This is a genomic window from Nitrosovibrio sp. Nv4, assembly GCF_900215485.1.
Classification (GTDB): domain Bacteria; phylum Pseudomonadota; class Gammaproteobacteria; order Burkholderiales; family Nitrosomonadaceae; genus Nitrosospira.
Genome location: NZ_OCMZ01000002.1, coordinates 99,078 through 120,520, shown reverse-complemented (window position 1 = coordinate 120,520; position 21,443 = coordinate 99,078). Strand labels below are relative to the sequence as shown.

The window sequence follows — 21,443 nt, the reverse complement described above, 5'->3', positions numbered from 1 at the left end:
TCGAGCTTTGCGCAGCCTTCATCTCAACTGGTAGAAAGCATCCCGCCCTGGATAGTTTGCGGCATCACCCAGATCTTCTTCGATGCGCAGCAACTGGTTGTACTTTGCAAGACGATCAGAGCGGGAAAGTGAGCCGGCCTTGATCTGCAACGTATTGGCGGCTACGGCGAAATCCGCGATAGTGGTATCCTCGGTTTCACCGGAGCGGTGGGAAACCACTGAGGTATAGCCTGCGCGCTTCGCGCTTTCGATAGCGGAAAAAGCTTCCGTAAGCGTCCCGATCTGGTTGAGTTTGATGAGTATCGAATTGGCTATGCCTTGCGCGACCCCTTCTTTCAGAATGCTGGCGTTCGTCACAAAGATATCATCACCGACCAGTTGCACGGATTTTCCCAGCCTGCTCGTGAGGAGCTTCCAGCCGTCCCAGTCGTGTTCGCTCATGCCATCTTCGATACTCAGAATAGGATACTTATCTATCCAGGTGGCGAGGTAATCCGCAAATTGTCCTGAATCCAGGCTCAATCCATCCGATGTCAGATGATATTTGCCATCGCGGTAAAATTCCGAACTGGCGCAGTCCAGCCCGATGGCGACATCCGGCCCCGGCAGGTAGCCCGCTTTCTCAATAGCCTCAACGATCAGCTGCAATGCCGCTTCATTACTGGCCAGATTGGGCGCAAACCCGCCCTCGTCACCCACGGCGGTATGCATTCCCTTGCTGTCGAGCAAACCTTTTAATGTATGAAATATTTCGGCACCACAGCGCAAGGCTTCACGAAAGCTCTGCGCTCCCAACGGGATGATCACGAACTCCTGCATGTCGATGTTATTGTTGGCATGTGCGCCGCCATTGATGACATTCATCATGGGTACGGGCATCGACATCGGCCCTGCGCCACCCAGATAGCGGTATAACGGCAGCCCGGACTCCTCTGCCGCCGCTTTCGCCACCGCAAGCGATACCGCAAGGATTGCATTGGCGCCGAGTCTTGATTTGTTGCCGCTACCGTCCAGATCAATGAGCGTCCGGTCGATAAAATTCTGGTCCATCGCATCCAGACCCATGATGGCTTCGGAAATTTCGGTATTCACATTTTCCACTGCTTTCAATACGCCTTTTCCGAAATAGCGCTGAGCAGCCCCATCGCGTAATTCGACTGCCTCCCGGGTGCCAACGGATGCGCCCGAAGGCACAGCTGCCCGTCCCAGCACGCCGGATTCAAGCAATACATCCGCTTCCACGGTAGGATTTCCGCGCGAATCAAGAATTTCGCGGGCGATGACATCTACAATTGCACTCATGCTATTTTTCCCTGGTTCATTTATTTATAAGTTATTAAAAACTGCTTTGCTAAGTATTCAGGCTTCGTCGCGAGACGCAATGAAGATAAAAAGGAAAGGAAATCGCTGGCATGTTTGCCTAAAGTCAGCCATATACTGGGATGGGTTAATGCCTTATTTTGATTTTGATCATGAAGGAATCTTCAGCCGGAAATTGGAATTTTCCCGGACCAGCTCCAGCAAGACCTGGTTCTTTCTATTGGATGGCGCTTATGGCAATGTTTTTCACTTTACCGGATGGCGGTGCTTCAGCTGCGAGGCCCTCGGCTGAGAAGCGCGTGCCGGCAAAAATGGTGGCAGCCTCAATGAATGCCGTGAATAGCGGATGCCCCGCTTTGGGGGTGGAGGTAAATTCCGGATGAAACTGGCAGGCGACAAACCAGGGATGCTCGCTCTCCGGCAATTCAACCATCTCACATAAGCCTTCTCCTGCTGAGGCAGCGCTTACGCGCAGCCCAGCCTTTTCCAATCGGGGGATATATTCATTGTTGACTTCATAACGATGGCGATGCCGCTCGACGATTTTATCCATTCCATAGATTTTTCGGACAAGCGAATCCTCCTTCAGTAAACATTCCTGTCCGCCCAGACGCATGGTGCCGCCGAGATCGGATGTGGCGTTGCGAGTTTCCAGCTGACCTTCACGGGTACGCCATTCCGTGGTCAGAGCAATAACGGGATAAGGTGTGTCGGGATTGAATTCGGTGCTATGCGCGCCTTCCATTTCGGCTTTATCACGGGCATATTCGATCACTGCCAACTGCATGCCCAGGCAGATGCCGAGATAAGGAATGCGGTTTATCCGCGCATAGCGGATGGCCATTATCTTGCCTTCCACCCCGCGCTTGCCAAAACCGCCGGGAACCAGTATCGCGTCCATACCTTTGAGGCAGTCGGTTCCATCCTTCGCGATATTTTCCGAATCCGTATAATGGATGTTGATTTTGCTGCGAGTATGAATTCCAGCGTGTATCAACGCTTCCGACAAAGACTTATACGATTCCGTCAAATCCACATATTTCCCCACCAGCGCAATTTCTATCGTGCGTTGGGGATGCTCCAATGCATGCACCAGCTTTTTCCAGATACTCAGATCGGCGGCCTTCGCGAGAATATGCAGCTTGTGGCAGACAATTTCGTCCAGCATCTGTTCGTGCAGCAGCGCGGGAATCTTGTAAATGCTGTCTACATCCAATGCCAGAATTACCGCTTCTTCCCGAACATTGGTAAACAGTGCAATCTTGTGGCGTTCATCTCCCGATAGCTCACGGTCGGCACGGCACAGCAGCACATCCGGCTGAATACCGATTTCGCGCAACTCTTTTACTGAATGCTGAGTTGGCTTGGTTTTCAACTCTCCCGCTGACGTGATATAGGGCAGTAAGGTGAGGTGGATAAAACAGGTATCCTCGCGCGGAAGCTGCACCGCCATCTGCCGGATCGCTTCGAGAAACGGCAGGGACTCTATATCGCCGACCGTTCCGCCGATCTCGACGATGGCTACCTTGGCATCGCCTGCACCAGCCTTGATGTGCAGTTTGATTTCGTCTGTGATGTGCGGAATAACCTGTACCGTGCCGCCCAGGTAGTCTCCGCGCCGCTCCTTCTTGATCACACTCTCATAAATCTGGCCGGTGGTGAAATTATTGCGCCTGCTCATCCTGGCACTGATGAAACGCTCGTAATGCCCAAGATCGAGGTCGGTTTCCGCTCCATCCTCGGTTACGAATACTTCACCATGCTGAAAGGGACTCATCGTGCCGGGATCCACATTGATATAGGGATCCAGCTTGAGCATCGTCACTTTGATGCCGCGAGTTTCGAGGATAGCTGCGAGAGAGGCCGCGGCGATGCCTTTTCCCAAGGAAGATACGACGCCACCTGTCACAAATACATACTTTGTCATGGCTGCTTATGATACCGGAAAAGGCCTTCCCGGACAAATTGACCGGAATAGCGAAGCGGGTGTTTTACCGAAAAACAGACTCGGTCATACTGCGACTCATCCTTTTTATACCCGGTTTTTATTACAGGGAGCATATCGAAAGGAGATATCGGTTTAACGGCAGTTTCGGATAAAAAATAATAGTCGGAAATGATAGGATAGCAGGATTTTGTCTACGCACTTGGCACACATCTCATCCCTGCCCATCCAGTGCTCCGCGAGGATTTATTTAGAGAAATACTGAAATTGGCAAAGTACCACGCTGTGCTGATGGTTGTGGCGTTTGCTGGGCGCCCGAGCGCGATGCCGCGTAAGAGCTGTCGCAAAAAACACTAGCGAAAAGAAAAGACCACCATTGACCAGCTTATGCAGATGGTTAAAGCGTAGCGTAACCCTTCAAACATCGTTAATATCAACCCCTGTTCCGGCCTGCACCAGATCAAACAATTCAAGTAAGTCGTTGTTATGCATACGAATGCAGCCGATGGAACCGGGTTTGCCCATTTCGACACTATCCGGACTGCCATGAATATAGATGTAGCGGCGCATGGTATCCACCTTCCCCATACGATTGAAGCCAAGTTCACATCCTGAAAGCCAAAGAATGCGCGTTAAAATCCAATCGCGTCCCGGAAAGCTTGTACCCAGTTCAGGCGTATAGATTTCCCCGGTTGGCCGGCGTCTTACGAATACCGTATTGACCGGCTGGCCCTTGCCGATCTTCGCGCGAATGATGTGTTTCCCCAGCGGTGTGCAAAAACTGCCGTACTGCTGCCCCACCCCTTTTCCAGCTGAAGAAATGCGATATTGTTCGACAATACTATTGTTATTATCGTATAAATCAAGCTGTTGGGATGGGATATTAATGACAATTCTCATCAATGTCCTGCGCTGCTGTTACCCTTGTTTTTCGGCGTTTTTCAAAAAATTGCTTTAACTTTCCGCCCCCCTCCTCCGCGAGGATACCGCCGTTCATTTGCATGTGATGATTCAATCTCAGCTCTGCCGTTAAGTCGATCACGCTCCCGCACGCTCCCGTCTTAGGGTCCGCCGCTCCGTAAACGAGTCGCGCAATACGCGCATGAAAAATCGCTCCTACACACATGGCACAGGGTTCCAGCGTCACATAAAGCGTGCAATCCGCTAAACGGTAATTACCGAGAGATCGTGCAGCGTCCCGCAGCGCCATTATCTCCGCGTGGGCGGTGGGATCTGCTGTCGAGATTGGACGATTATAACCACGTCCGATGATCGCTCCATTCTTCACTACCACCGCGCCTACGGGCACCTCGCCTGCTGCTTCTGCCTCCTCTGCAAGCTCGAGCGCCGCACGCATGAAGTCAATATCTCCGTTGCTCGTGCTCATTCACGTTCCAGGTCGCGGTAAAAATTCTCGTGGAAAGCCCAACCTGAGCAGCTGGGCTGTCCCTCGTCTTACGCCGTGCGATAAGCGACTCACCACGATTTCGTCTGGCCGCGGTCTGGCCGCGGTACTTGCAAACCCGCACACGCTTCATTCAGGTTCAATAATAAAACCGACCGCGGGTCGAGGTTATCTTCTCCAGCTTTATCTAGCCGCGCCCAATATTCAGTCTAATTTGGTGCTGAACGCTGCATGGCGGCCGCGTAGAGTCTGGCCGAGCCGATTGGCGCATCTGATAATTTCAATGTAATAACCAGCTGCCAAATGCTGTATCAATAGGACGCATTCTACGATAAAGACGTCAAAAGATAATCCTACCTATTATTTTTACGGTTATCGTGCTTCGGACATCCTCTGAATCGCTGCAAACGCCCTCTAATTCGAATCAGGAAGCTGACCATCGCCCCGCATTCCTGGAGCAACTCTCGCACAGATTTATCGAACTTATCCTCCTTGCTATTAGGCACAATATGGTCTAAGAAAATAGTAGGTGTGGTTATATTATTTGGCTGCAGAACCTTAAATAACCTTTTCGGGGATTGAATATGCCTAAGTCTGTACGAAAAAAACTGAAGTCGCTCAAATCACTCAAGGGAGAAGACAAGGACAGGATGGCACGTTTATTTGAAGAGATTACCGGCAAAGTGCAAGAGATGAGCACAATAATGAATCGTCTGCATGGCACGCCCGTTCAATGGTCACACTTCAGAATCTCGTCTTCAGGCGCGTCCGAAGCTGATGGTCCCTTCGTACTTATCGTAGTATGCAACGAAGAAACCGGAGAGTGTGGATGCTACGATCACGAGGCCGGAACATGCGGTCCCTGTCCCGATCTGAATTAACGGCGTCTATAAAGAGCAGTTCGAAAGCGATAACGTCAACGCGCCACCCCTTGCGCGTGCGCCCGATTGCGCCAACGAAAGATATTACCACTTAATCCGCCATCTGCCTGCACACAAGGCACAGCATACCAATAGCACAGGCATGTGAGTGAGGTACCGTAAAGGCATTTGTCAGTCAGGAGGATGATCATGACAATGAAGCATATAGCTGGCCCCAACGATTGGCCCAGGTTGCCGCTGTTGGAAGGGTGGCAGGACACCTGTACCACGCTCAATATGTGGGCACAGGTCGTCGGTAAAATCCGGCTGACGCTCTCCCCGGACATCAACCATAGTTGGGGCTCTACACTTTATGTTACCACGCACGGCCTCACAACTTCGCCCATCCCCTACGGGATGTTTACATTTGCCATCGACTTCGACTTCATCTCTCACGCGCTCTGCATCACGACTTCGCAAGGCAATGATCGCTCATTCGCTCTAGAACCAATGTCTGTCGCCAACTTCTACCGCAAGACTATGCAGGCGCTGGCCGAACTCGGTATCGAGGTCAGGATCTTTACCCGCCCGGTCGAGGTGGAGGTGGCAATACCATTCGAGAAAGATGAGCAGCATGCGAGCTACGACGCGAACGCGGCTTCCCTCTTCTGGCATGCGCTCGTGCAGACCGATTGCGTCTTCAAGGAATTCCGCGCTCGCTTCACAGGCAAGGTGAGCCCGGTGCATTTCTTTTGGGGAGGTATAGACCTGGCTGTGACCCGGTTTTCCGGACGAACTGCCCCGAAGCATCCCGGCGGCTTTCCTAATGTTGCCGACAGAATAACGCAAGAAGCGTATTCGCACGAGGTATCGAGCGCAGGTTTTTGGCCGGGGACAGGCGTGGGTGAAGCCGCGTTCTATTCTTACGCTTATCCCAGTCCCCCCGGTTTCAGCGACTATCCAGTTCAGCCAGAGGCCGCGTATTTTCATGACAAGCTGGGTGAGTTTATCCTTCCCTATGAAGCCGTGCGTACAGCCGCAAATCCTTCGCAAACGCTGCTCTCATTCCTTCAGACTACCTACGAAGCTGCCGCCACGCTGGCGCATTGGGACCGGTCAGCGCTGGAGCGCGAAATCGCATCGGCATGACAAGGCGCCGCAGCAGGCCTGCATCGCTTGAAGAGGCCGGGAAGCCGTGCCATGAAATGAAATAATAGTTCGATTGGCAACGCCAGTGTGACCAGTGTGCTCACGCTAATTGCGCTTTCACTTACAGGAGGAAGTATGTCGAATATCGATCAGCCCGATCAGGCAAAACGCCCGGATGTCAGACAATCTCCCAAAACGCTCCGGCTCACCTTTCGGGTCGCGGGCGGAGCAGTTCAGTTGATATCGCATGAACGACTGCAAATGATTTGCCCCCCTTCGATTGGAGAAGCTCCGCAGATCCCGAGGCATGGCGGATTCTGGATGGAGCTTCGCGACGAGAACAACCACGTCATTTTTCATCGGCTTATCCATTCGCCGTTGGCCGGATCGGTGGAGGTGCATTCGCCCGACGGCAGAATTCGGCGTGAATTTGGCGATGTCAAGGAAAGCATCTTCGAAGTGCTTCTTCCGGATAAGCCGGATGCTGCATCAGTGGCGCTGATGGGTGAGTCGCTAGACGTGACTCGGGCAGGTGCGTTGCAGGCGGGATCAACTGAACTGGCGAGATTCGACATACCCAGGGGAGAAAGAGGAGGCAGCCAATGAGCGCGAGTGATGGATATGTTGCTGGCACGACGAAGATTGTCGATCACGGTCCCGACAGTGCCCGCTGGAATCTCATCATTCTAGGCGACGGATACCGCGCGAGCGAGTTGCCCCGGTATCACTCAGATGTACAGAATTTCCTGGTGACCCTGCGCACGGCCCCGCCCCTGGACGAACTCTTTTGTGGAATCAACGTGCATCGGGTTGACGTCGTCTCAACCGATAGTGGCGCTGATGATCCCGGGTGCGCTGGCGGAACGCCAACAACAGCCAACACTTATTTCGACGCAACATTCTGCACGGATTTTGCCGGGACGCCTCTTGATCGCCTGCTGACCGTAAATACAGCCTTGGCATTGTCAGTTGCCACAGCCCAGGTACCGCTCAGGCATCAGGTGCTTTGCATCGTCAATTCGAGCAAGTATGGCGGCTCGGGTGGAACAATCGCCACCTGTTCCACAAATACCCTGGCATCCCAGATTGCAATTCACGAAATTGGCCACAGTGCTTTTGGGCTGGCGGATGAGTATGGCGGCAACGGGGTGGGCACACCGGCAGGAGAACCTTCCCAGCCTAATGTGACGCGGGACACGAATCGCGCCACGAACAAGTGGCGTACTTTGATTGCCGATACCACGCCCATGCCGTCACAATGTGATCCAGGCTGCGCGGCTTCCACCTGCATACCTCCTGCGACGCTTCCGGCGGCAGGAGCGGTAGGTACATATGAGGGAGCGATTTACTCGGACTGCAACACCTACCGTCCGCTGCCGAGTTGCTACATGCGGGACTACGCGCCGTTCTGTCCTGTATGTGCCGGTGTTATCCGCCAAACGCTACAACCGTTTCTACCGGCTGAATCGATCAGCCTGATTACACCGAGTATTGATTTCCGGGACGTTCCGGCGGGAATGGGGGGTGTCGGCATCACGACGCATCGTGCAATCGTATGGGAGGTCGTAGCCTGCCGCAGCCTCACGTTCGAAATTATCGCGGGACCGGCCGGCGGTTTCGACACACCGTATGGCACATCTGTCACTGTCACCAGCGATCCGATTCTCCCCATCATGCAAGCCCGCATCTGGTTGGCATACACGTCGACAAACCCGGGCGATTCCGCCAGCGGGGACGTTACCGTTCGTTGCGTCGAGACAGACCAGACCTGGACGATCAACATTCTTGCCAACACCATCGCGCGTCCCCGCGCGGCCGTCGTGCTTGTGCTCGATCGGTCTGGTAGTATGAATGACGACGCCGGCGATGCAGTTGCCAAGGTGCAGAAACTGCGCGAGGCGGCCAACGCTTTTATCAGCATCATGCAGTCCGGGGACGGGATTGGACTTGTCCGTTTCAACGAAGCTGCGCAACGGTTAATGGAAATCCAGGACGTCGGCGCTGCTCCCGGCGGTGCGGGGCGTACGACGGCGATCGGACATATTTCAGGAAGCGATATCGATCCCGCGGGCGCAACATCCATCGGCGACGGCGTAATGCAGGGAAAGCAGATGCTGGATGACGCGCAAGCGGCAGCGACCCCTCCATATGATGTGACGGCAATGGTGGTGCTCACCGATGGAATGTGGAACCGCCCTCCTCCGCTCGCCGATGTCTCAGGCAGTATCACGGCAAACACATATGCGGTCGGTTTCGGACTGCCCTCCAATATCAGCGTTCCCGCGCTGACAACGCTGTGCCAGGGGCACAACGGGTATCTTATGATTACTGGCGCACTCTCAACTGACCAGCCGATGCGGCTCGGCAAGTACTTTCTGCAAATTCTTGCTGGCGTCTCGAACGCACAAATCGCGGTCGATCCACGAGGCGTTCTCGGCAGGAATTCCGAGCATCGCATTCCGTTCTGGATTTGCGAGGCGGATTATGGAATGGATCTGATCGTGTTGAGTCCTGTTCCACAGGCCATCGATTGTCAGCTTGAAGCGCCGGACGGTTCACTTATCACGCCAACCTCAGGGCCGGGCGGAGCCAACTCTGAATTTGTGATGAGTCAGTATGCGTCCTATTACCGGTGCGCCTTGCCGGTGCTCCCGGCTCAGGCCGCCGGAACCCATGCCGGACTGTGGCACGCTGTGCTGAAACCACTTCGCGCATTGCCGGAAGGTGTCGCGCAACGGGCGGTTCTACCGTATGAGGTCGTGGCACACGTCTATTCCAGCTTGACCTTTTCGGCTTATGCGACGCAGACGAGTTTCGAGATCGGCGCCATCATCCATCTGACAGCGTCGCTGCGCGAGTATGAGGCGCCGCTCAGGGGCCATGCGGACGTGTGGGCAGAAATAATGCGCCAGGGCGGCGTAACCGACGTTATCGCACTGGGCCTGGATTCGGGAGGCCAATTCGTTGCGGCCTATCAACTGCAAATACCGGGGGTTTTCAGTTTCCGCGTTCGCGCACGCGGCGAGACCATGCGCGGACTACTTTTCGAACGAGAACGCACGCTTACTGCAGTGGCGACGCCAGGAGGCGACAACTGGGATCCGAACCATCCAAAGAGCAGCGATCTGTGCGATTTGCTGTACTGCCTGCGGGAGAGAGGTGTAATCAGTGACGAACTCACGCAAAGGTTCAAGGAGATGGGCGTCGACCTGCCGACGCTTCTTAAATGTTTGGGCGAACGGTGCCGGTCGAGGGCGGAGGACGGATGAGATCAAAGTCCGATGATACAAAACTGCCTGATCCGCCGGCCCTGTAAATGTAGTAGGCGGACCATTAACGAAATTCCTGATAGTACGGTTTAACAAGCACTTGGCAGAGAGGATGCACAGAAGTATGCCACCCCTGTATCCCTGTATATCAGCGATGCGAAAAATCCACTTGAAAGAGGAGTACAGACATGACAACCAGACCCATACCCGATGGTTACCATACCGTTACCCCGTACCTGATGATAAATGGCGCTGCCGATGCCATTGAATTTTACGAGCGAGCGTTTAACGCAGCGGAATTATACAGAATGGATATGCCCGGCGGCAAAATCGGACATGCCGAGATTCAAATTGGCGATTCCCGCATCATGATGGCTGACGATTGCGGCGGCGAAAGCCCATTTCGTAATCCGCAATCCTTAGGCGGCTCGCCCATTGGTCTTCATTTATATGTAAAAGATGTGGACGCGTTGTTTAATCAGGCGGTGAGTGCAGGCGCCAAGGCCATCAAGCCAGTCCAGGATCAGTTTTACGGTGACAGGACAGGCACGCTGCAGGACCCATTCGGGCATATGTGGTTCCTCGCGACTCACAACGAAGATCTCTCACTGGACGAAATCAAACAGCGCGCCAAGACAATGTTTCAGCAAGACAAGGCGAAAACCTGAACAACGGAACAGGCCCGATAAACGCATGGGGACATCTGGAATATTTATAAGCCTCTGAATAAACCTCGATGGAGGCCGGATTATCAACCAGCCCTCCCAAAATCGGACCGGGTCAGAGGCTTTCTTGGTGTCAGTTGCAACACAGGCTCTGATCCCGAAGGTAAACAAACCGTTCACCCCCAGCGTTGTAAGACGACAAGAAGCAAAGGCGCATTGCACCGTATGCAAATTGCCTCACTTTGTTGCCGCGGCACCTGATTATCATCGCGCATTACATGCTCTGACAGGTGTTATTCTTCACCCTCAATCTGCTGCTTCGCAGACTAGGAACCTGCTGATCGATACGGCGTGATGCTTCGCTTGTTTGGCCGCCTATCCCTGTGGCTAGTCGGACCACTTGCGAAGAAATCTGCGCCACCCTGTAGCAGTATTACAACTCGAAGTTTATTGGCTTCGACCGTATTGGTCTGTATGTAAATTATACGCAAGGCCACCTGTCTCCTCGATACGCTATAATGCTGGCTTTTTTGGCTTCGACAAATGCCAACGCTGCAAGGACACAACCTGACGTGCGTGCGCGGTGACCGCAAATTATTCACCGGTATCGATTTTTCCCTCGAAACGGGCGGGTTGATGCAGGTTCAGGGGCCCAATGGCAGCGGTAAAACCAGCCTTTTACGCATGTTGTGCGGGCTTGCAACTCCAGCTCATGGAGAAATTCGCTGGGATGGCGTCGAAATTCGCTCTCTGGGCGGCGACTACTACGGCGCAATGACCTATCTTGGCCATTTAAGCGGCGTAAAAGACGATTTGACCGCCATAGAAAACCTTCGTATTTCCAGTGCCCTGGCTGGTACCGAAATCGATGAACATAAGGCGCATGAAGCCTTGCAGCACATGGGACTGGGAGGACGCGAGCTGTTGCCGGCCAAAGTATTGTCGCAGGGACAGCGGCGCAGGGTGACGCTGGCGCGCCTGCTGGTATGCAGTACCGTGCTATGGATACTGGATGAGCCCCTGACGGCGTTGGATACAGTAGCAGTGAAACTGGTACAGGGTTTAATGGAGCGGCACCTGGAACACGGCGGCATGATAGTGATGACAACTCATCAGGAGATCGAGATAACTGCCTGCGCAACCCAGCGGTTGCAGCTCGCCTGACATGTTTCTGCGGATAATCCAGCGCGACCTTCTGCTCGCGATGCGACGTCGGTCAGATGTCTTGACGACCCTGTTTTTTTTTATCATCGTCGTGAGCCTGTTTCCTCTCGGCGTGGGGCCGGAGATGAACATGCTCCGAACCATGGCGCCAGGCGTCGTGTGGGTGGCCGCACTGCTGGCCTCGATGTTGTCGCTGGGGCGGATGTTTTCCAGCGATCACCTTGATGGCACGCTGGAGCAGATGCTGCTTTCCCCTCAGTCGCTATCCCTGCTTGTACTGGGCAAGGCGCTGGCGCACTGGCTGGTAACAGGTGTGCCCCTGGTGCTGATGGCTCCCGTGCTGGGCATCCAATATGATTTATCGGCGGATGCGCTGCTGGTCCTGACGGCCTCATTATTGCTGGGAACACCCGTATTAAGTCTGATTGGTGCGATTGGCGCGGCGCTGACTTTGGGATTGCGAGGCGGGGGGGTGCTGGTGTCGCTGCTGGTGTTGCCCCTCTATATTCCGGTACTGATATTTGGCGCCGGCGGGGTGGAAGCAAGCGTAGCGGGTTTGGGTGCTGGAGCACATATGTCGCTGCTGGGTGCATTTCTGCTGGCATCTCTTGCCCTGGCGCCATGGACCGCGGCCGTGTCATTGCGGATTTCGATGGAGTAACGGAAAGTCTGAGCAAGTCTTTCATTTTGATCACCGAGCGCAGCAAAATGAGGGTGGGCATAAAACGCATGACGAAGGTAAAAACTTGGCTGTCCACACACGTTACGCCAAAGCGCTCAGCCGAAGTTGATTGTGGCAACGAAGGAAGCCACCGTTTATTGCCAAATCCATGATACTTGCCCACGTCCTACAGTTGCCCGTTCTCCTGTGATGTCATCCCACTCCGATTCAAGACCGGTCGCGGCCCAGCTGCCAAACTCGAGACTTATTCAGAGCTTTCCAAAGAAACCAATTCTGAATTTAAGGTTTTTAGGTTAAAATTTGCAGTTAAGCACTTGAGGCGCAACACTTGAGGCGCAAAAACAAACACCTCAAACAGGAACTCGGTATTTTTCCATATGGCGATTAACTGGTTTAAATATTCCTCTCCGTCAAGTTTCTACTTCCTTGCCGGCAAAATGATCCCGTTTTTTTCCATCGCTGCGGCCATATTATTCGTGGCAGGGCTTTATGTCGGTTTCTTTGTAGCGCCCACTGATTTTCAGCAGGGTGAAGCTTATCGCATTATTTTCATTCACGTCCCTGCCGCCTGGCTATCCATGTTTCTCTACGTGATAATGGCGATGTGGTCCGGTATCGGCCTGGCGTTCAACACCCGCCTTTCCTCCATGGTGGCCACAGCCATTGCGCCGACAGGAGCAATGTTTACCTTTCTTGCCTTATGGACGGGCGCGCTATGGGGCAAGCCCATGTGGGGAACCTGGTGGGTATGGGATGCACGGCTCACATCCGAATTGATCCTGCTGTTCCTCTATATCGGCTTCATGTCGCTGCAGGCGGCAATAGATGACCCACGCCGCGCCGACAAGGCAGGCGCAATGATCGCTCTCGTTGGGGTAGTGAACGTACCGATCATATATTTCTCTGTGAAATGGTGGAATACGCTGCACCAGGGAGCTTCCGTCAGCCTGACCCAATCACCGAAAATGGCATCCACCATGCTGACAGGCATGCTGATCATGTCCATCGCATGCTGGATGTACGCAATCGCCGTGATACTGATACGCACACGGGCCATTATCCTGGAACGTGAGCGCCACACCGCGTGGGTGGGCGAGTTACAGGGGGCCGTACAGTGAACTGGGGTGGTCTATCGGAATTTCTGGACATGGGCGGATACGGATTCTACGTATGGGGATCCTATCTGGTAGCACTTCTCTGCCTGGCCGGAGAAATTTTTCTGGTTTTCAACCGCAAGCGAACTTTGCTCAGACATCTCAGTCTGATTCATCAGTCAACTAAACAACCAAGAGAAGAGAAATGAAACCACGTCATAAAAAACTGGCAATCATCGCCTCAAGCGTAACCGCATTGGGCGTTGCTTCCATACTGGTTTTGAATGCATTCCAGAGCAATCTGGTATTTTTCTTCAGCCCTACCCAGGTAGCCAACAAGGAAGCTCCCATGGGCAAGAGCTTTCGTATCGGCGGCCTCGTGGAAGAAGGCAGCGTCAAGCGTCAGAACGATGGCGTGACAGTGAATTTCGTGGTGACGGATACCGCAAAAGTTATTCCGGTAGTGTATACAGGCATTCTTCCCGATTTGTTCAAGGAAGGCAAAGGTGTGGTAGCTCAGGGAAAACTGGCGCAGGATGGCGTTTTCCGCGCAGACGAGGTACTCGCAAAACACGATGAAAATTACATGCCGCCGGAAGCCGCGGACGCGTTGGACCAGGCGGATAAGGCACGTAAAACGGTGCTGGTGCAATAGCACGAATAATATTGTGGGCGGAGGTTTGGCAGGACCGGAAACCTTTCAAACCTGGCCCAATCCTGGCCACATTTTCTATTTTCAATCCATAACTCATAGCCCCGACCATGATCCCAGAACTTGGTAATTTCGCTCTGATACTCGCCCTTCTGCTGGCACTTATACAAGGTACCCTGCCCATTATTGGTGCCGCCCGTGGCATACCCTCCTGGATTGCGCTCGCGCGTCCGGTAGTTCAGGGACAGTTTGTATTTGTCGTCATCGCATTTTTCTGTCTGGCCTATTCATTCGTCACCAGCGACTTCTCGGTAATAAATGTCGCGCAAAACTCCAATTCGAAATTGCCGGTGGAGTATCGGTTTGCGGCCACCTGGGGTTCGCATGAAGGCTCCTTGTTGCTGTGGACATTGATGCTGGCGAGCTGGTCGGTTGCAGTCAGTGTCTTCAGCCGCCATTTGCCTAACGACATGGTGGCGCGGGTGCTAGGCGTTATGGGCCTGGTGAGCGTTGGTTTTATTTTATTCATGCTTTTCACTTCCAACCCTTTCGAACGAATGCTGCCGGGCGCAATGGAAGGAAGCGATCTTAACCCGTTGCTGCAGGACCCGGGCATGGTTGTCCATCCACCTATGCTTTATATGGGTTACGTAGGCTTTTCAGTCGCATTCGCCTTCGCTATTTCCGCGCTGTTAAGTGGACAAATGGACGCAACCTGGGCGCGTTGGTCACGTCCATGGACGACGGTCGCATGGTTGTTTCTCACCATCGGTATCATGCTGGGAAGCTGGTGGGCCTATTATGAACTCGGATGGGGCGGCTGGTGGTTCTGGGATCCCGTTGAAAACGCCTCGTTCATGCCATGGCTGGTGGGAACGGCGCTGGTTCACTCCCTTGCAGTAACCGAAAAACGGGGAGGCTTCAAGAGCTGGACGGTGCTCCTGGCAATATGTGCGTTTTCCTTGAGCCTCCTCGGTACATTCCTGGTTCGCTCGGGGGTATTGACTTCGGTGCATGCTTTTGCAACGGATCCCAAGCGCGGCATATTCATCCTCGCCTTTCTGGTTATCGTCATAGGGAGTTCCCTGCTGCTTTTTGCCTGGCGCGCACCAAAAATTGGCCTGGGTGGCAAATTTGAACTGGTTTCGAGAGAATCGATGCTGCTTGGCAATAATCTATTGATGATGGTCGCGGCGGGCAGCATTCTGCTGGGTACGCTTTATCCGCTGATCATGGATGCGCTTGAGCTCGGAAAAATATCGGTCGGGCCTCCCTATTTCGAAGCCGTATTCGTGCCATTGATGACGCCCGCAATATTTTTGATGGGTGTTGGTCCCCTTGCGCGCTGGAAACAGGCAAGCATACCTGAACTCGCAATACGCTTGCGCTGGGCTTTTGCCGTGAGTCTCGTCACCGCCCTGCTGATGCCGTTTGTCATGGGTGAATGGAAACCTTTCGTAAGTTTCGGTTTGCTGCTCGCTTTCTGGGTAATTTCCACCATAGCCGTCAGCCTGACGCACCGATTACGGAGCAGTGGCAAGATAGGTTTATTCGCAAAACTTGCCGCACAATCGCGTAGCTACTACGGCATGCATTTTGCGCATCTGGGTATAGCGGTCTTCGTTATCGGTGTAACGCTGGTCGGTGGTTATGAAACCGAAAAAGATGTGCGCATGGCAATTGGCGAAACGGTGGAGGTCGGTGGCTACACATTCCGCTTCAATGGCGCTAAAAAGGCGCCGGGCCCCAATTACATTGCCGATATCGGCAATGTGGATGTCCTGCGGAACGGCGAAAAAGTTGGCGTCATGGAACCTGAAAAACGGGTTTACAACGCCTCTGGAATGGCTATGACGGAAGCTGCGATCGATACCGGTTTCCTGCGCGACCTGTATGTTGCCTTGGGCGAACCGCTTGAGAACGGAGCATGGGTGGTACGGGTTTACCATAAGCCATTCGTCGACTGGATCTGGTTTGGGTGCTTGCTGATGGCCTTTGGAGGCGCGCTGGCCGTAACTGACAGGCGTTATCGTCTATCGCCACGCGAGGAACGTGAACCTGCCGATGACAGAAAAGCTAGCGGCAAGAAAATCCCCGCTGGCAAGAAGGCTCCGGCTGCGCCCATGATTGCGAGGAGCAAGAAGGCATGACGCGTTTCCTGCTGCCATTGGCGGCATTCATCGTGCTTGTCGGTTTTCTGCTGGTAGGTCTGAATCTCAATCCCCGGCAGGTCCCTTCACCGTTAATCGGCAAGCCTGCCCCCGTTTTCCAGCTGGAACAGCTGCATGAATCGGAAAAAACGCTTACGTCGAAAGATAATCTAGGCAAGGTATGGCTGCTGAATGTCTGGGCTTCATGGTGTGTTTCCTGCCGCGAAGAGCACCCCATACTGGTTGAGCTGGCCAAGTCCGGAATAGTCCCCGTCTACGGCCTCAACTATAAGGATGAGCGGGACCTGGCTTTGCAATGGCTGAGGCAGTTCGGAGATCCATATACCGTCAGTGTCCGAGACCCGGAAGGTAGGACCGGCATAGAATATGGCGTCTATGGCGTGCCGGAAACTTATGTTATCGACAAGAACGGGGTGATCCGATACAAACAGATAGGTCCTGTCACAGTGGAAGCACTGGAGTCAAAAATTTTGCCGCTGGTGAAGGAGTTGCAGGGATGACAGCGCTTTTATTTCCATCAGTGAATCCTGTTTCCGCGCACACGCGCTTCATTATGCGAGAACATTTTTTTTGCATGGGGAAAATAATCCTGATGCTCGCCTTGATGCTTTTGCTATCCCCTGGATGGGCTAAGGAAGCTGCGCCGGTGGCCGAGGATCCCGAAATCGAAAGACGCATGATTGCGTTGTCGGAAGATTTACGCTGCCTCGTATGCCAGAACGAATCGCTGGCCGGTTCTCGAGCAGATTTTGCCAACGACTTGAGACGTGAAATCCGCGAACAGATGCGGGCTAACAAAAGTGATAAGGAAATTGTTGATTTTTTGGTAGCGCGTTATGGGGATTTTGTGCTCTATAACCCGCCGGTCAAGCCTACGACAATCTTCCTGTGGTTCGGTCCTTTCATTTTTCTGATAATGGGGGCAGTAATACTGGTTGTTTACCTCAAACGCCGTCGTAGCCAGACTGAAGAACCAATGCTATCCGAGCAGCAGCGCAAGCAGGCTGAAGCCCTGCTAAAGGAAAGCAAGGGTAACAACGCATGACGTCATTCTGGGTGGTAGCCGGCATATTTATTGTCGGTGCGTTGCTGTTCGTCCTCCCGACATTGTGGAGTAAAAAGAATCGTCAAGAGGGTGTCGAGCGCGATGCGACCAATATCAGCATCTATCGCGATCAACTGGCCGAACTCGATAGCGATTTCCTCAACGACGTTCTGACTCGCGAGCAATACGAACAAAGCAAGCGGGAATTACAGCACCGGATGCTGCAGGACATACCCGAAGGAGAAACCATGACTGCGGCAATTATGGGCGGCAACCGCAATGTTGCGACCATAACATTGACAACTCTGATAGTACCGCTTCTGGCAATATCACTCTATCTCTGGCTTGGCAATACGAAAGCGTTGCTGCCACAACCTGCCATGGAGCAGATGCCGATGGCTGGCGCAACGGACGATGGCAGTCACGCAAACATTTCGTCCGTGCTGGAAAACCTGACTGCACGCCTCCAGGAGCAGCCCGATGATGTAGAAGGCTGGCTCATGCTGGGTCGTACCTACGCAATGATGCAACGTTTCAACGAAGCAAAGGATGCTTACGAAAAAGTGCTTGCCTTGTCCCCTGATAATCCGGAATTCCTTACCGATTATGCCGATATTGTTGCGATGACGAACAACGGCAGTCTGCTGGGGAAACCTTTGGAGCTGATCAACAAGGCACTGCGCCTCGATCCCAGCAATCCCAAGGCGCTGGCACTGGCGGGCACCGCCGAATTTGAGCAGAAAAAATACAAAGAGGCGGCCGCCTACTGGGAAAAATTACTGGCGCTTATCCCGCCGTCAGAGGCCGAGCTGATGCAATCTGTCAACAACAGTATTGCGGAAGCAAAATCTCTGGCGACAGGAAAAGGTAGTTTAGTTGCAAGAGCGCAGGATCGGTCGCCGGGCAGTCAGGCGCCCCCTCCTGGAGAGAGCAAACCGGAGTCGGTGGCGGCGGCTGGCGCTGCCACATCAGGCTCGCTTTCCGGTACGGTGACATTAAGCCCCGCCTTGGCTGGCAAGGCATCTCCCAATGACAGTTTGTATATTTTTGCCCGCGCTAAAACCGGTCCAAAAGCACCACTGGCGACGCTGCGCCTGCAAGTCAAGGATTTACCTGCATCCTTTTCGCTGAATGACTCCATGGCCAGGTCTGGCGTCCAGCTATCCACTTTTCCCAATGAGGTAGTGGTGGGCGCCAGAATCTCTAAATCCGGATCTCCTATGCCACAAAGCGGTGATCTACAGGGTTTCAGCGAACCCATCAGGATTGGCAGCAAGGGTATTAATTTTGTAATTGACCAGCAACTGCCGTAGACAGATAGTTGTTTGAAGCAGGCAGAATTTGGAAGAACCGTACCAAAGTTTTTCCAGCAGCTCGTCGCTGCTGAAACGCTCATCTTCGGCCTTCCCGACTCCGAAAGTTAACTACCGCTTAGGTTGGTCTGCTTCCAGCCCAGCAGCCGGCGCCAGTATTGCAGTCCGGATCGTCGGTAGACCCTTCATGGAACTCGCACAGGGATTGAAGTCAGGAATTGGCGCGTCGTTTGTAACCGGATAGTATGGCAATGAGCATGCGCCCCCCGTTCGCCCCATACGCGTTGTGCCACAAAATACCAGGCCTGTTCCCGACTTAGCTGCGTAACCGGTGATTGACCCACAGGGCGGCGGTAAACAGCAACACCGCTCCCGCTTGGTGAGCTGCCGCCAGCTTCAGCGGAACGACGAGCAGCAAGGTGGAAATACCCAGACTTATCTGTACTGCCAGCATGATCAGTAGCAGACTGCATGCAAGACGAGCTGAACCATCAAGCGGCAGGCTTCTGGACTTATACCAGAAAATCGGTACTAGAATCGCGAGCGTCCAGGCAATAAGGCGATGATCGAATTGCACCGTCGTCATATTGTCGAAGAAATTTCGGTACCATGGTTCCAGCATGAATAATTCCGGCGGGACGATGTGACCATCCATCAGAGGAAAAGTGTTGTAGGCCAGGCCCGCCTGGATACCGGCCACAAACCCTCCGGATAGGATCATTACGAATATCAGCGAGGTCAGTGCGATCGAAAAACGGCGTAAACTGCGTAGCCCGCTGTTCGCAAGCGATATGCCGCTGGGGTAGAGCAGATCCATCGCCACCCAAAACATGGCGGCATAAATAGCGAAGGCAAGTCCCAAATGGGCGGTGAGGCGGTATTGACTGACGTGCGGATTATCTACCAGTCCGCTTTTTACCATGTACCACCCCATCCCTCCCTGCAACCCACCCAACAAGAAGATTCCGGCTAGTTTGAGGCCCAATGGCCGGTCTATTGCCTTTTTTGCAATGAAATACAAGAAGGGAATAAAAAAAGCCAGTCCGATGACACGCCCCAGCAACCGGTGGAAATATTCCCACCAGAAAATGCTTTTGAATTCATCCAGGCTCATGCCGAGATTGATCTTTTTATACTGAGGCGTCTGATGATATTTTTCAAAAAGTTCGTCCCAATCACTTTGACTGAGCGGGGGCATGGTGCCAACGATGGGCTGCCATTCGACAATGGACAATCCCGAATGGGTAAGCCGGGTGACGCCGCCGACAACCACCATGGCAAATACCAGCGCACAGCAAGCAAGCAGCCAGATGGCGATGGGTTTTTGCATGGCGAAATGGTAATCGGTTTTGGGCGGAATTAACGATGTCTGAGCAAGTTGCATGGCTAATAATTTAATTTAAGGGGCATCAGGATTTATTTGGCGCGCATCAATCGCTGCTTGTCGCGTGTCCATTCCTTCTGTTTTTCGGATTCGCGTTTGTCATGCTGCTTCTTGCCTTTGGCAAGACCGATTTCAAGTTTGATTTTGCCCGCTTTATAGTGCATATCCAAAGGTACCAGCGTGTAGCCGGCGCGCTCCACCTTGCCGATGAGCCGTTTAATTTCCTCGGCGTGTAGCAGCAGCTTTCGGGTACGCACCGGATCCGGCTGGATATGGGTCGAGGCCGCTAACAAAGGGCTGATATGACAGCCGATGAGGAACAGTTCCCCGTTGCGCAAAACGACATAAGCTTCTTTTAACTGCACCCGCCCCGCGCGAATAGCCTTGACCTCCCAACCCTCGAAAACTACGCCAGTTTCATATTTCTCCTCGATAAAATAATCGTAAAAAGCTTTTTTATTCTGGATAATACTCATGTAAAGGAAGAAAAAGGGTGAGTTCCAAGCGGGTTTGGTGTATTTTAACAGCTTTCAATAGGGTCTCGTTGGATCAGGGCGGTTTATCTCTATCTTATGGCTGAAATCGAGAAATCGGTGCTGATCGGTTATTCTGCGAGCCGTATGTTTGCGCTAGTGGACGCAGTAGAAGACTATCCCAAGTTTTTGCCTTGGTGTGGAGGTTCGTCCGTCGTTCCACAGAATGAGTCGGTTACCCACGCGACAGTCCAGATCGACTATCACCACATCAAGCACAGTTTCACTACCGAGAATATCAGGCAGCCGCCGGAATTGATTACCATGACCCTGCTGAATGGACCGTTCAAGAACCTTGACGGTCACTGGCGCTTCATACCTCTGGCGGAAAATGCCTGCAAAATAGAATTTCGATTGCATTACACGTTCGCGCACCTGTTTCTCGAAAAGCTTGTGGGTCCGGTATTTTTCATGATAGCGAATAGCTTTGTGGAAGCGTTCATTGAACGTGCGGAAGAAGTTTATGGAAGCTCCTGAACGAAAAGTTGAGATCGAAGTAGCGTACGCTTTGCCGGAGAACCAGGTTATGCGGCGGCTGAGCGTGCCGCCAGGAACAACAGCAGAGCAGGCTGTGCTGTTTTCCGGAATTATCGATCTTTTTCCGGAAATTGACCTTTCCCGCAACAAGCTGGGCATTTTTGGCAAGTCAGTCAAGCCTGGCATGGTCCTGCGAGATCGCGATCGCGTCGAAATCTATCGACCTTTAATCGTTGATCCGAAGGAAAGCCGCAGAAAACGGGCGAAAGAATCCAGCTCAACGCGGAAGGCCGGAGAATAAACCGCAAATCCGTC

Annotated in this window: 22 protein-coding genes; 16 read left to right on the top strand and 6 right to left on the bottom strand. The window is 53.2% G+C overall.

The window, feature by feature from the left end; all coding sequences use genetic code 11:
* Nucleotides 1-18: 18 nt before the first annotated feature.
* The 4 genes from eno to tadA all read right to left on the bottom strand — a co-directional run bounded on the left by eno (nucleotide 19) and on the right by tadA (nucleotide 4,652).
* Nucleotides 19-1,302: a phosphopyruvate hydratase gene (gene eno, locus CRO05_RS08580; protein ID WP_097066834.1), complete on the bottom strand. Its 1,284-nt coding sequence runs from the start codon at nucleotides 1,300-1,302 to the stop codon at nucleotides 19-21.
* A 235-nt stretch (nucleotides 1,303-1,537) separates the two neighbouring features.
* Nucleotides 1,538-3,247 carry a CTP synthase gene (locus CRO05_RS08575; RefSeq protein WP_097066833.1) on the bottom strand — a complete coding sequence of 570 codons (1,710 nt, stop codon included), beginning with the start codon at nucleotides 3,245-3,247 and terminating at the stop codon, nucleotides 1,538-1,540.
* A gap of 435 nt (nucleotides 3,248-3,682) precedes the next feature.
* On the bottom strand, nucleotides 3,683-4,165 hold the full coding sequence (locus CRO05_RS08570) for a L,D-transpeptidase (protein WP_097066832.1): 483 nt from the start codon (nucleotides 4,163-4,165) through the stop codon (nucleotides 3,683-3,685).
* Complete coding sequence (tadA, locus tag CRO05_RS08565; protein WP_097066831.1) at nucleotides 4,149-4,652, bottom strand: tRNA adenosine(34) deaminase TadA; 504 nt, start codon at nucleotides 4,650-4,652, stop codon at nucleotides 4,149-4,151. Before tadA ends, CRO05_RS08570 begins: the two co-directional genes overlap by 17 nt.
* A 602-nt stretch (nucleotides 4,653-5,254) precedes the next feature.
* Here tadA and CRO05_RS08560 point away from each other — a divergent pair.
* The 14 genes from CRO05_RS08560 (at nucleotide 5,255) to ccmI (ending at nucleotide 18,734) form a co-directional block, all read left to right on the top strand.
* On the top strand, nucleotides 5,255-5,551 hold the full coding sequence (locus tag CRO05_RS08560) for a hypothetical protein (protein ID WP_107758413.1): 297 nt from the start codon (nucleotides 5,255-5,257) through the stop codon (nucleotides 5,549-5,551).
* 189 nt (nucleotides 5,552-5,740) lie between these two features.
* Complete coding sequence (locus CRO05_RS08555; protein WP_097066829.1) at nucleotides 5,741-6,679, top strand: DUF5996 family protein; 939 nt, start codon at nucleotides 5,741-5,743, stop codon at nucleotides 6,677-6,679.
* Between the two features lie 135 nt (nucleotides 6,680-6,814).
* Nucleotides 6,815-7,285, top strand: coding sequence for a hypothetical protein (locus tag CRO05_RS08550; protein WP_235001352.1), 471 nt, complete (start codon nucleotides 6,815-6,817; stop codon nucleotides 7,283-7,285).
* Nucleotides 7,282-9,948 (top strand): M64 family metallopeptidase, encoded by a 2,667-nt coding sequence (locus CRO05_RS08545; protein ID WP_097066828.1) that lies wholly within the window; start codon nucleotides 7,282-7,284, stop codon nucleotides 9,946-9,948. The genes CRO05_RS08550 and CRO05_RS08545 overlap by 4 nt, the downstream gene beginning before the upstream one ends.
* A 188-nt stretch (nucleotides 9,949-10,136) precedes the next feature.
* A complete protein-coding gene (locus CRO05_RS08540) occupies nucleotides 10,137-10,616 on the top strand; it encodes a VOC family protein (protein WP_097066827.1) in 480 nt (159 codons plus the stop codon).
* A 540-nt stretch (nucleotides 10,617-11,156) separates the two neighbouring features.
* Nucleotides 11,157-11,777, top strand: coding sequence for a cytochrome c biogenesis heme-transporting ATPase CcmA (gene ccmA / locus CRO05_RS08535; protein WP_097066826.1), 621 nt, complete (start codon nucleotides 11,157-11,159; stop codon nucleotides 11,775-11,777).
* A 1-nt stretch (nucleotide 11,778) separates the two neighbouring features.
* Nucleotides 11,779-12,438 (top strand): heme exporter protein CcmB, encoded by a 660-nt coding sequence (gene ccmB, locus CRO05_RS08530; protein WP_097066825.1) that lies wholly within the window; start codon nucleotides 11,779-11,781, stop codon nucleotides 12,436-12,438.
* A gap of 398 nt (nucleotides 12,439-12,836) precedes the next feature.
* Nucleotides 12,837-13,577, top strand: coding sequence for a heme ABC transporter permease CcmC (ccmC, locus tag CRO05_RS08525; RefSeq protein WP_097066824.1), 741 nt, complete (start codon nucleotides 12,837-12,839; stop codon nucleotides 13,575-13,577).
* A 29-nt stretch (nucleotides 13,578-13,606) separates the two neighbouring features.
* Nucleotides 13,607-13,762 carry a heme exporter protein CcmD gene (gene ccmD / locus CRO05_RS08520; RefSeq protein ID WP_235001468.1) on the top strand — a complete coding sequence of 52 codons (156 nt, stop codon included), beginning with the start codon at nucleotides 13,607-13,609 and terminating at the stop codon, nucleotides 13,760-13,762.
* A complete protein-coding gene (ccmE, locus tag CRO05_RS08515; RefSeq protein WP_090877415.1) occupies nucleotides 13,759-14,208 on the top strand; it encodes a cytochrome c maturation protein CcmE in 450 nt (149 codons plus the stop codon). Before ccmD ends, ccmE begins: the two co-directional genes overlap by 4 nt.
* A 107-nt stretch (nucleotides 14,209-14,315) precedes the next feature.
* Nucleotides 14,316-16,355, top strand: a complete 2,040-nt coding sequence (locus tag CRO05_RS08510) for a heme lyase CcmF/NrfE family subunit (protein ID WP_090877413.1) — start codon at nucleotides 14,316-14,318, stop codon at nucleotides 16,353-16,355.
* The gene (locus tag CRO05_RS08505; protein ID WP_097066823.1) at nucleotides 16,352-16,876 is read left to right on the top strand and encodes a DsbE family thiol:disulfide interchange protein; all 525 of its coding nucleotides are present in this window, start codon (nucleotides 16,352-16,354) and stop codon (nucleotides 16,874-16,876) included. Before CRO05_RS08510 ends, CRO05_RS08505 begins: the two co-directional genes overlap by 4 nt.
* Nucleotides 16,877-16,950: 74 nt before the next feature.
* Nucleotides 16,951-17,421, top strand: coding sequence for a cytochrome c-type biogenesis protein (locus CRO05_RS08500; RefSeq protein ID WP_090879612.1), 471 nt, complete (start codon nucleotides 16,951-16,953; stop codon nucleotides 17,419-17,421).
* A complete protein-coding gene (gene ccmI / locus CRO05_RS08495; protein WP_097066822.1) occupies nucleotides 17,418-18,734 on the top strand; it encodes a c-type cytochrome biogenesis protein CcmI in 1,317 nt (438 codons plus the stop codon). The genes CRO05_RS08500 and ccmI overlap by 4 nt, the downstream gene beginning before the upstream one ends.
* 316 nt (nucleotides 18,735-19,050) lie before the next feature.
* Here the strand turns inward: ccmI and CRO05_RS08490 are convergent, their stop codons facing one another.
* Both CRO05_RS08490 and smpB read right to left on the bottom strand, forming a co-directional pair.
* Entirely contained in the window at nucleotides 19,051-20,064 is a 1,014-nt protein-coding gene (locus CRO05_RS08490; protein ID WP_181319757.1) for a COX15/CtaA family protein, read from the bottom strand.
* 86 nt (nucleotides 20,065-20,150) lie between these two features.
* A complete protein-coding gene (smpB, locus tag CRO05_RS08485; protein WP_097066820.1) occupies nucleotides 20,151-20,594 on the bottom strand; it encodes an SsrA-binding protein SmpB in 444 nt (147 codons plus the stop codon).
* A gap of 96 nt (nucleotides 20,595-20,690) precedes the next feature.
* On the opposite strand from smpB, the gene CRO05_RS08480 reads away from it, so the two are divergent.
* Together CRO05_RS08480 and CRO05_RS08475 are read left to right on the top strand one after the other, a co-directional pair.
* Entirely contained in the window at nucleotides 20,691-21,128 is a 438-nt protein-coding gene (locus tag CRO05_RS08480; RefSeq protein ID WP_090877405.1) for a type II toxin-antitoxin system RatA family toxin, read from the top strand.
* Complete coding sequence (locus tag CRO05_RS08475) at nucleotides 21,115-21,429, top strand: RnfH family protein (protein ID WP_097066819.1); 315 nt, start codon at nucleotides 21,115-21,117, stop codon at nucleotides 21,427-21,429. Before CRO05_RS08480 ends, CRO05_RS08475 begins: the two co-directional genes overlap by 14 nt.
* Nucleotides 21,430-21,443: the final 14 nt, after the last annotated feature.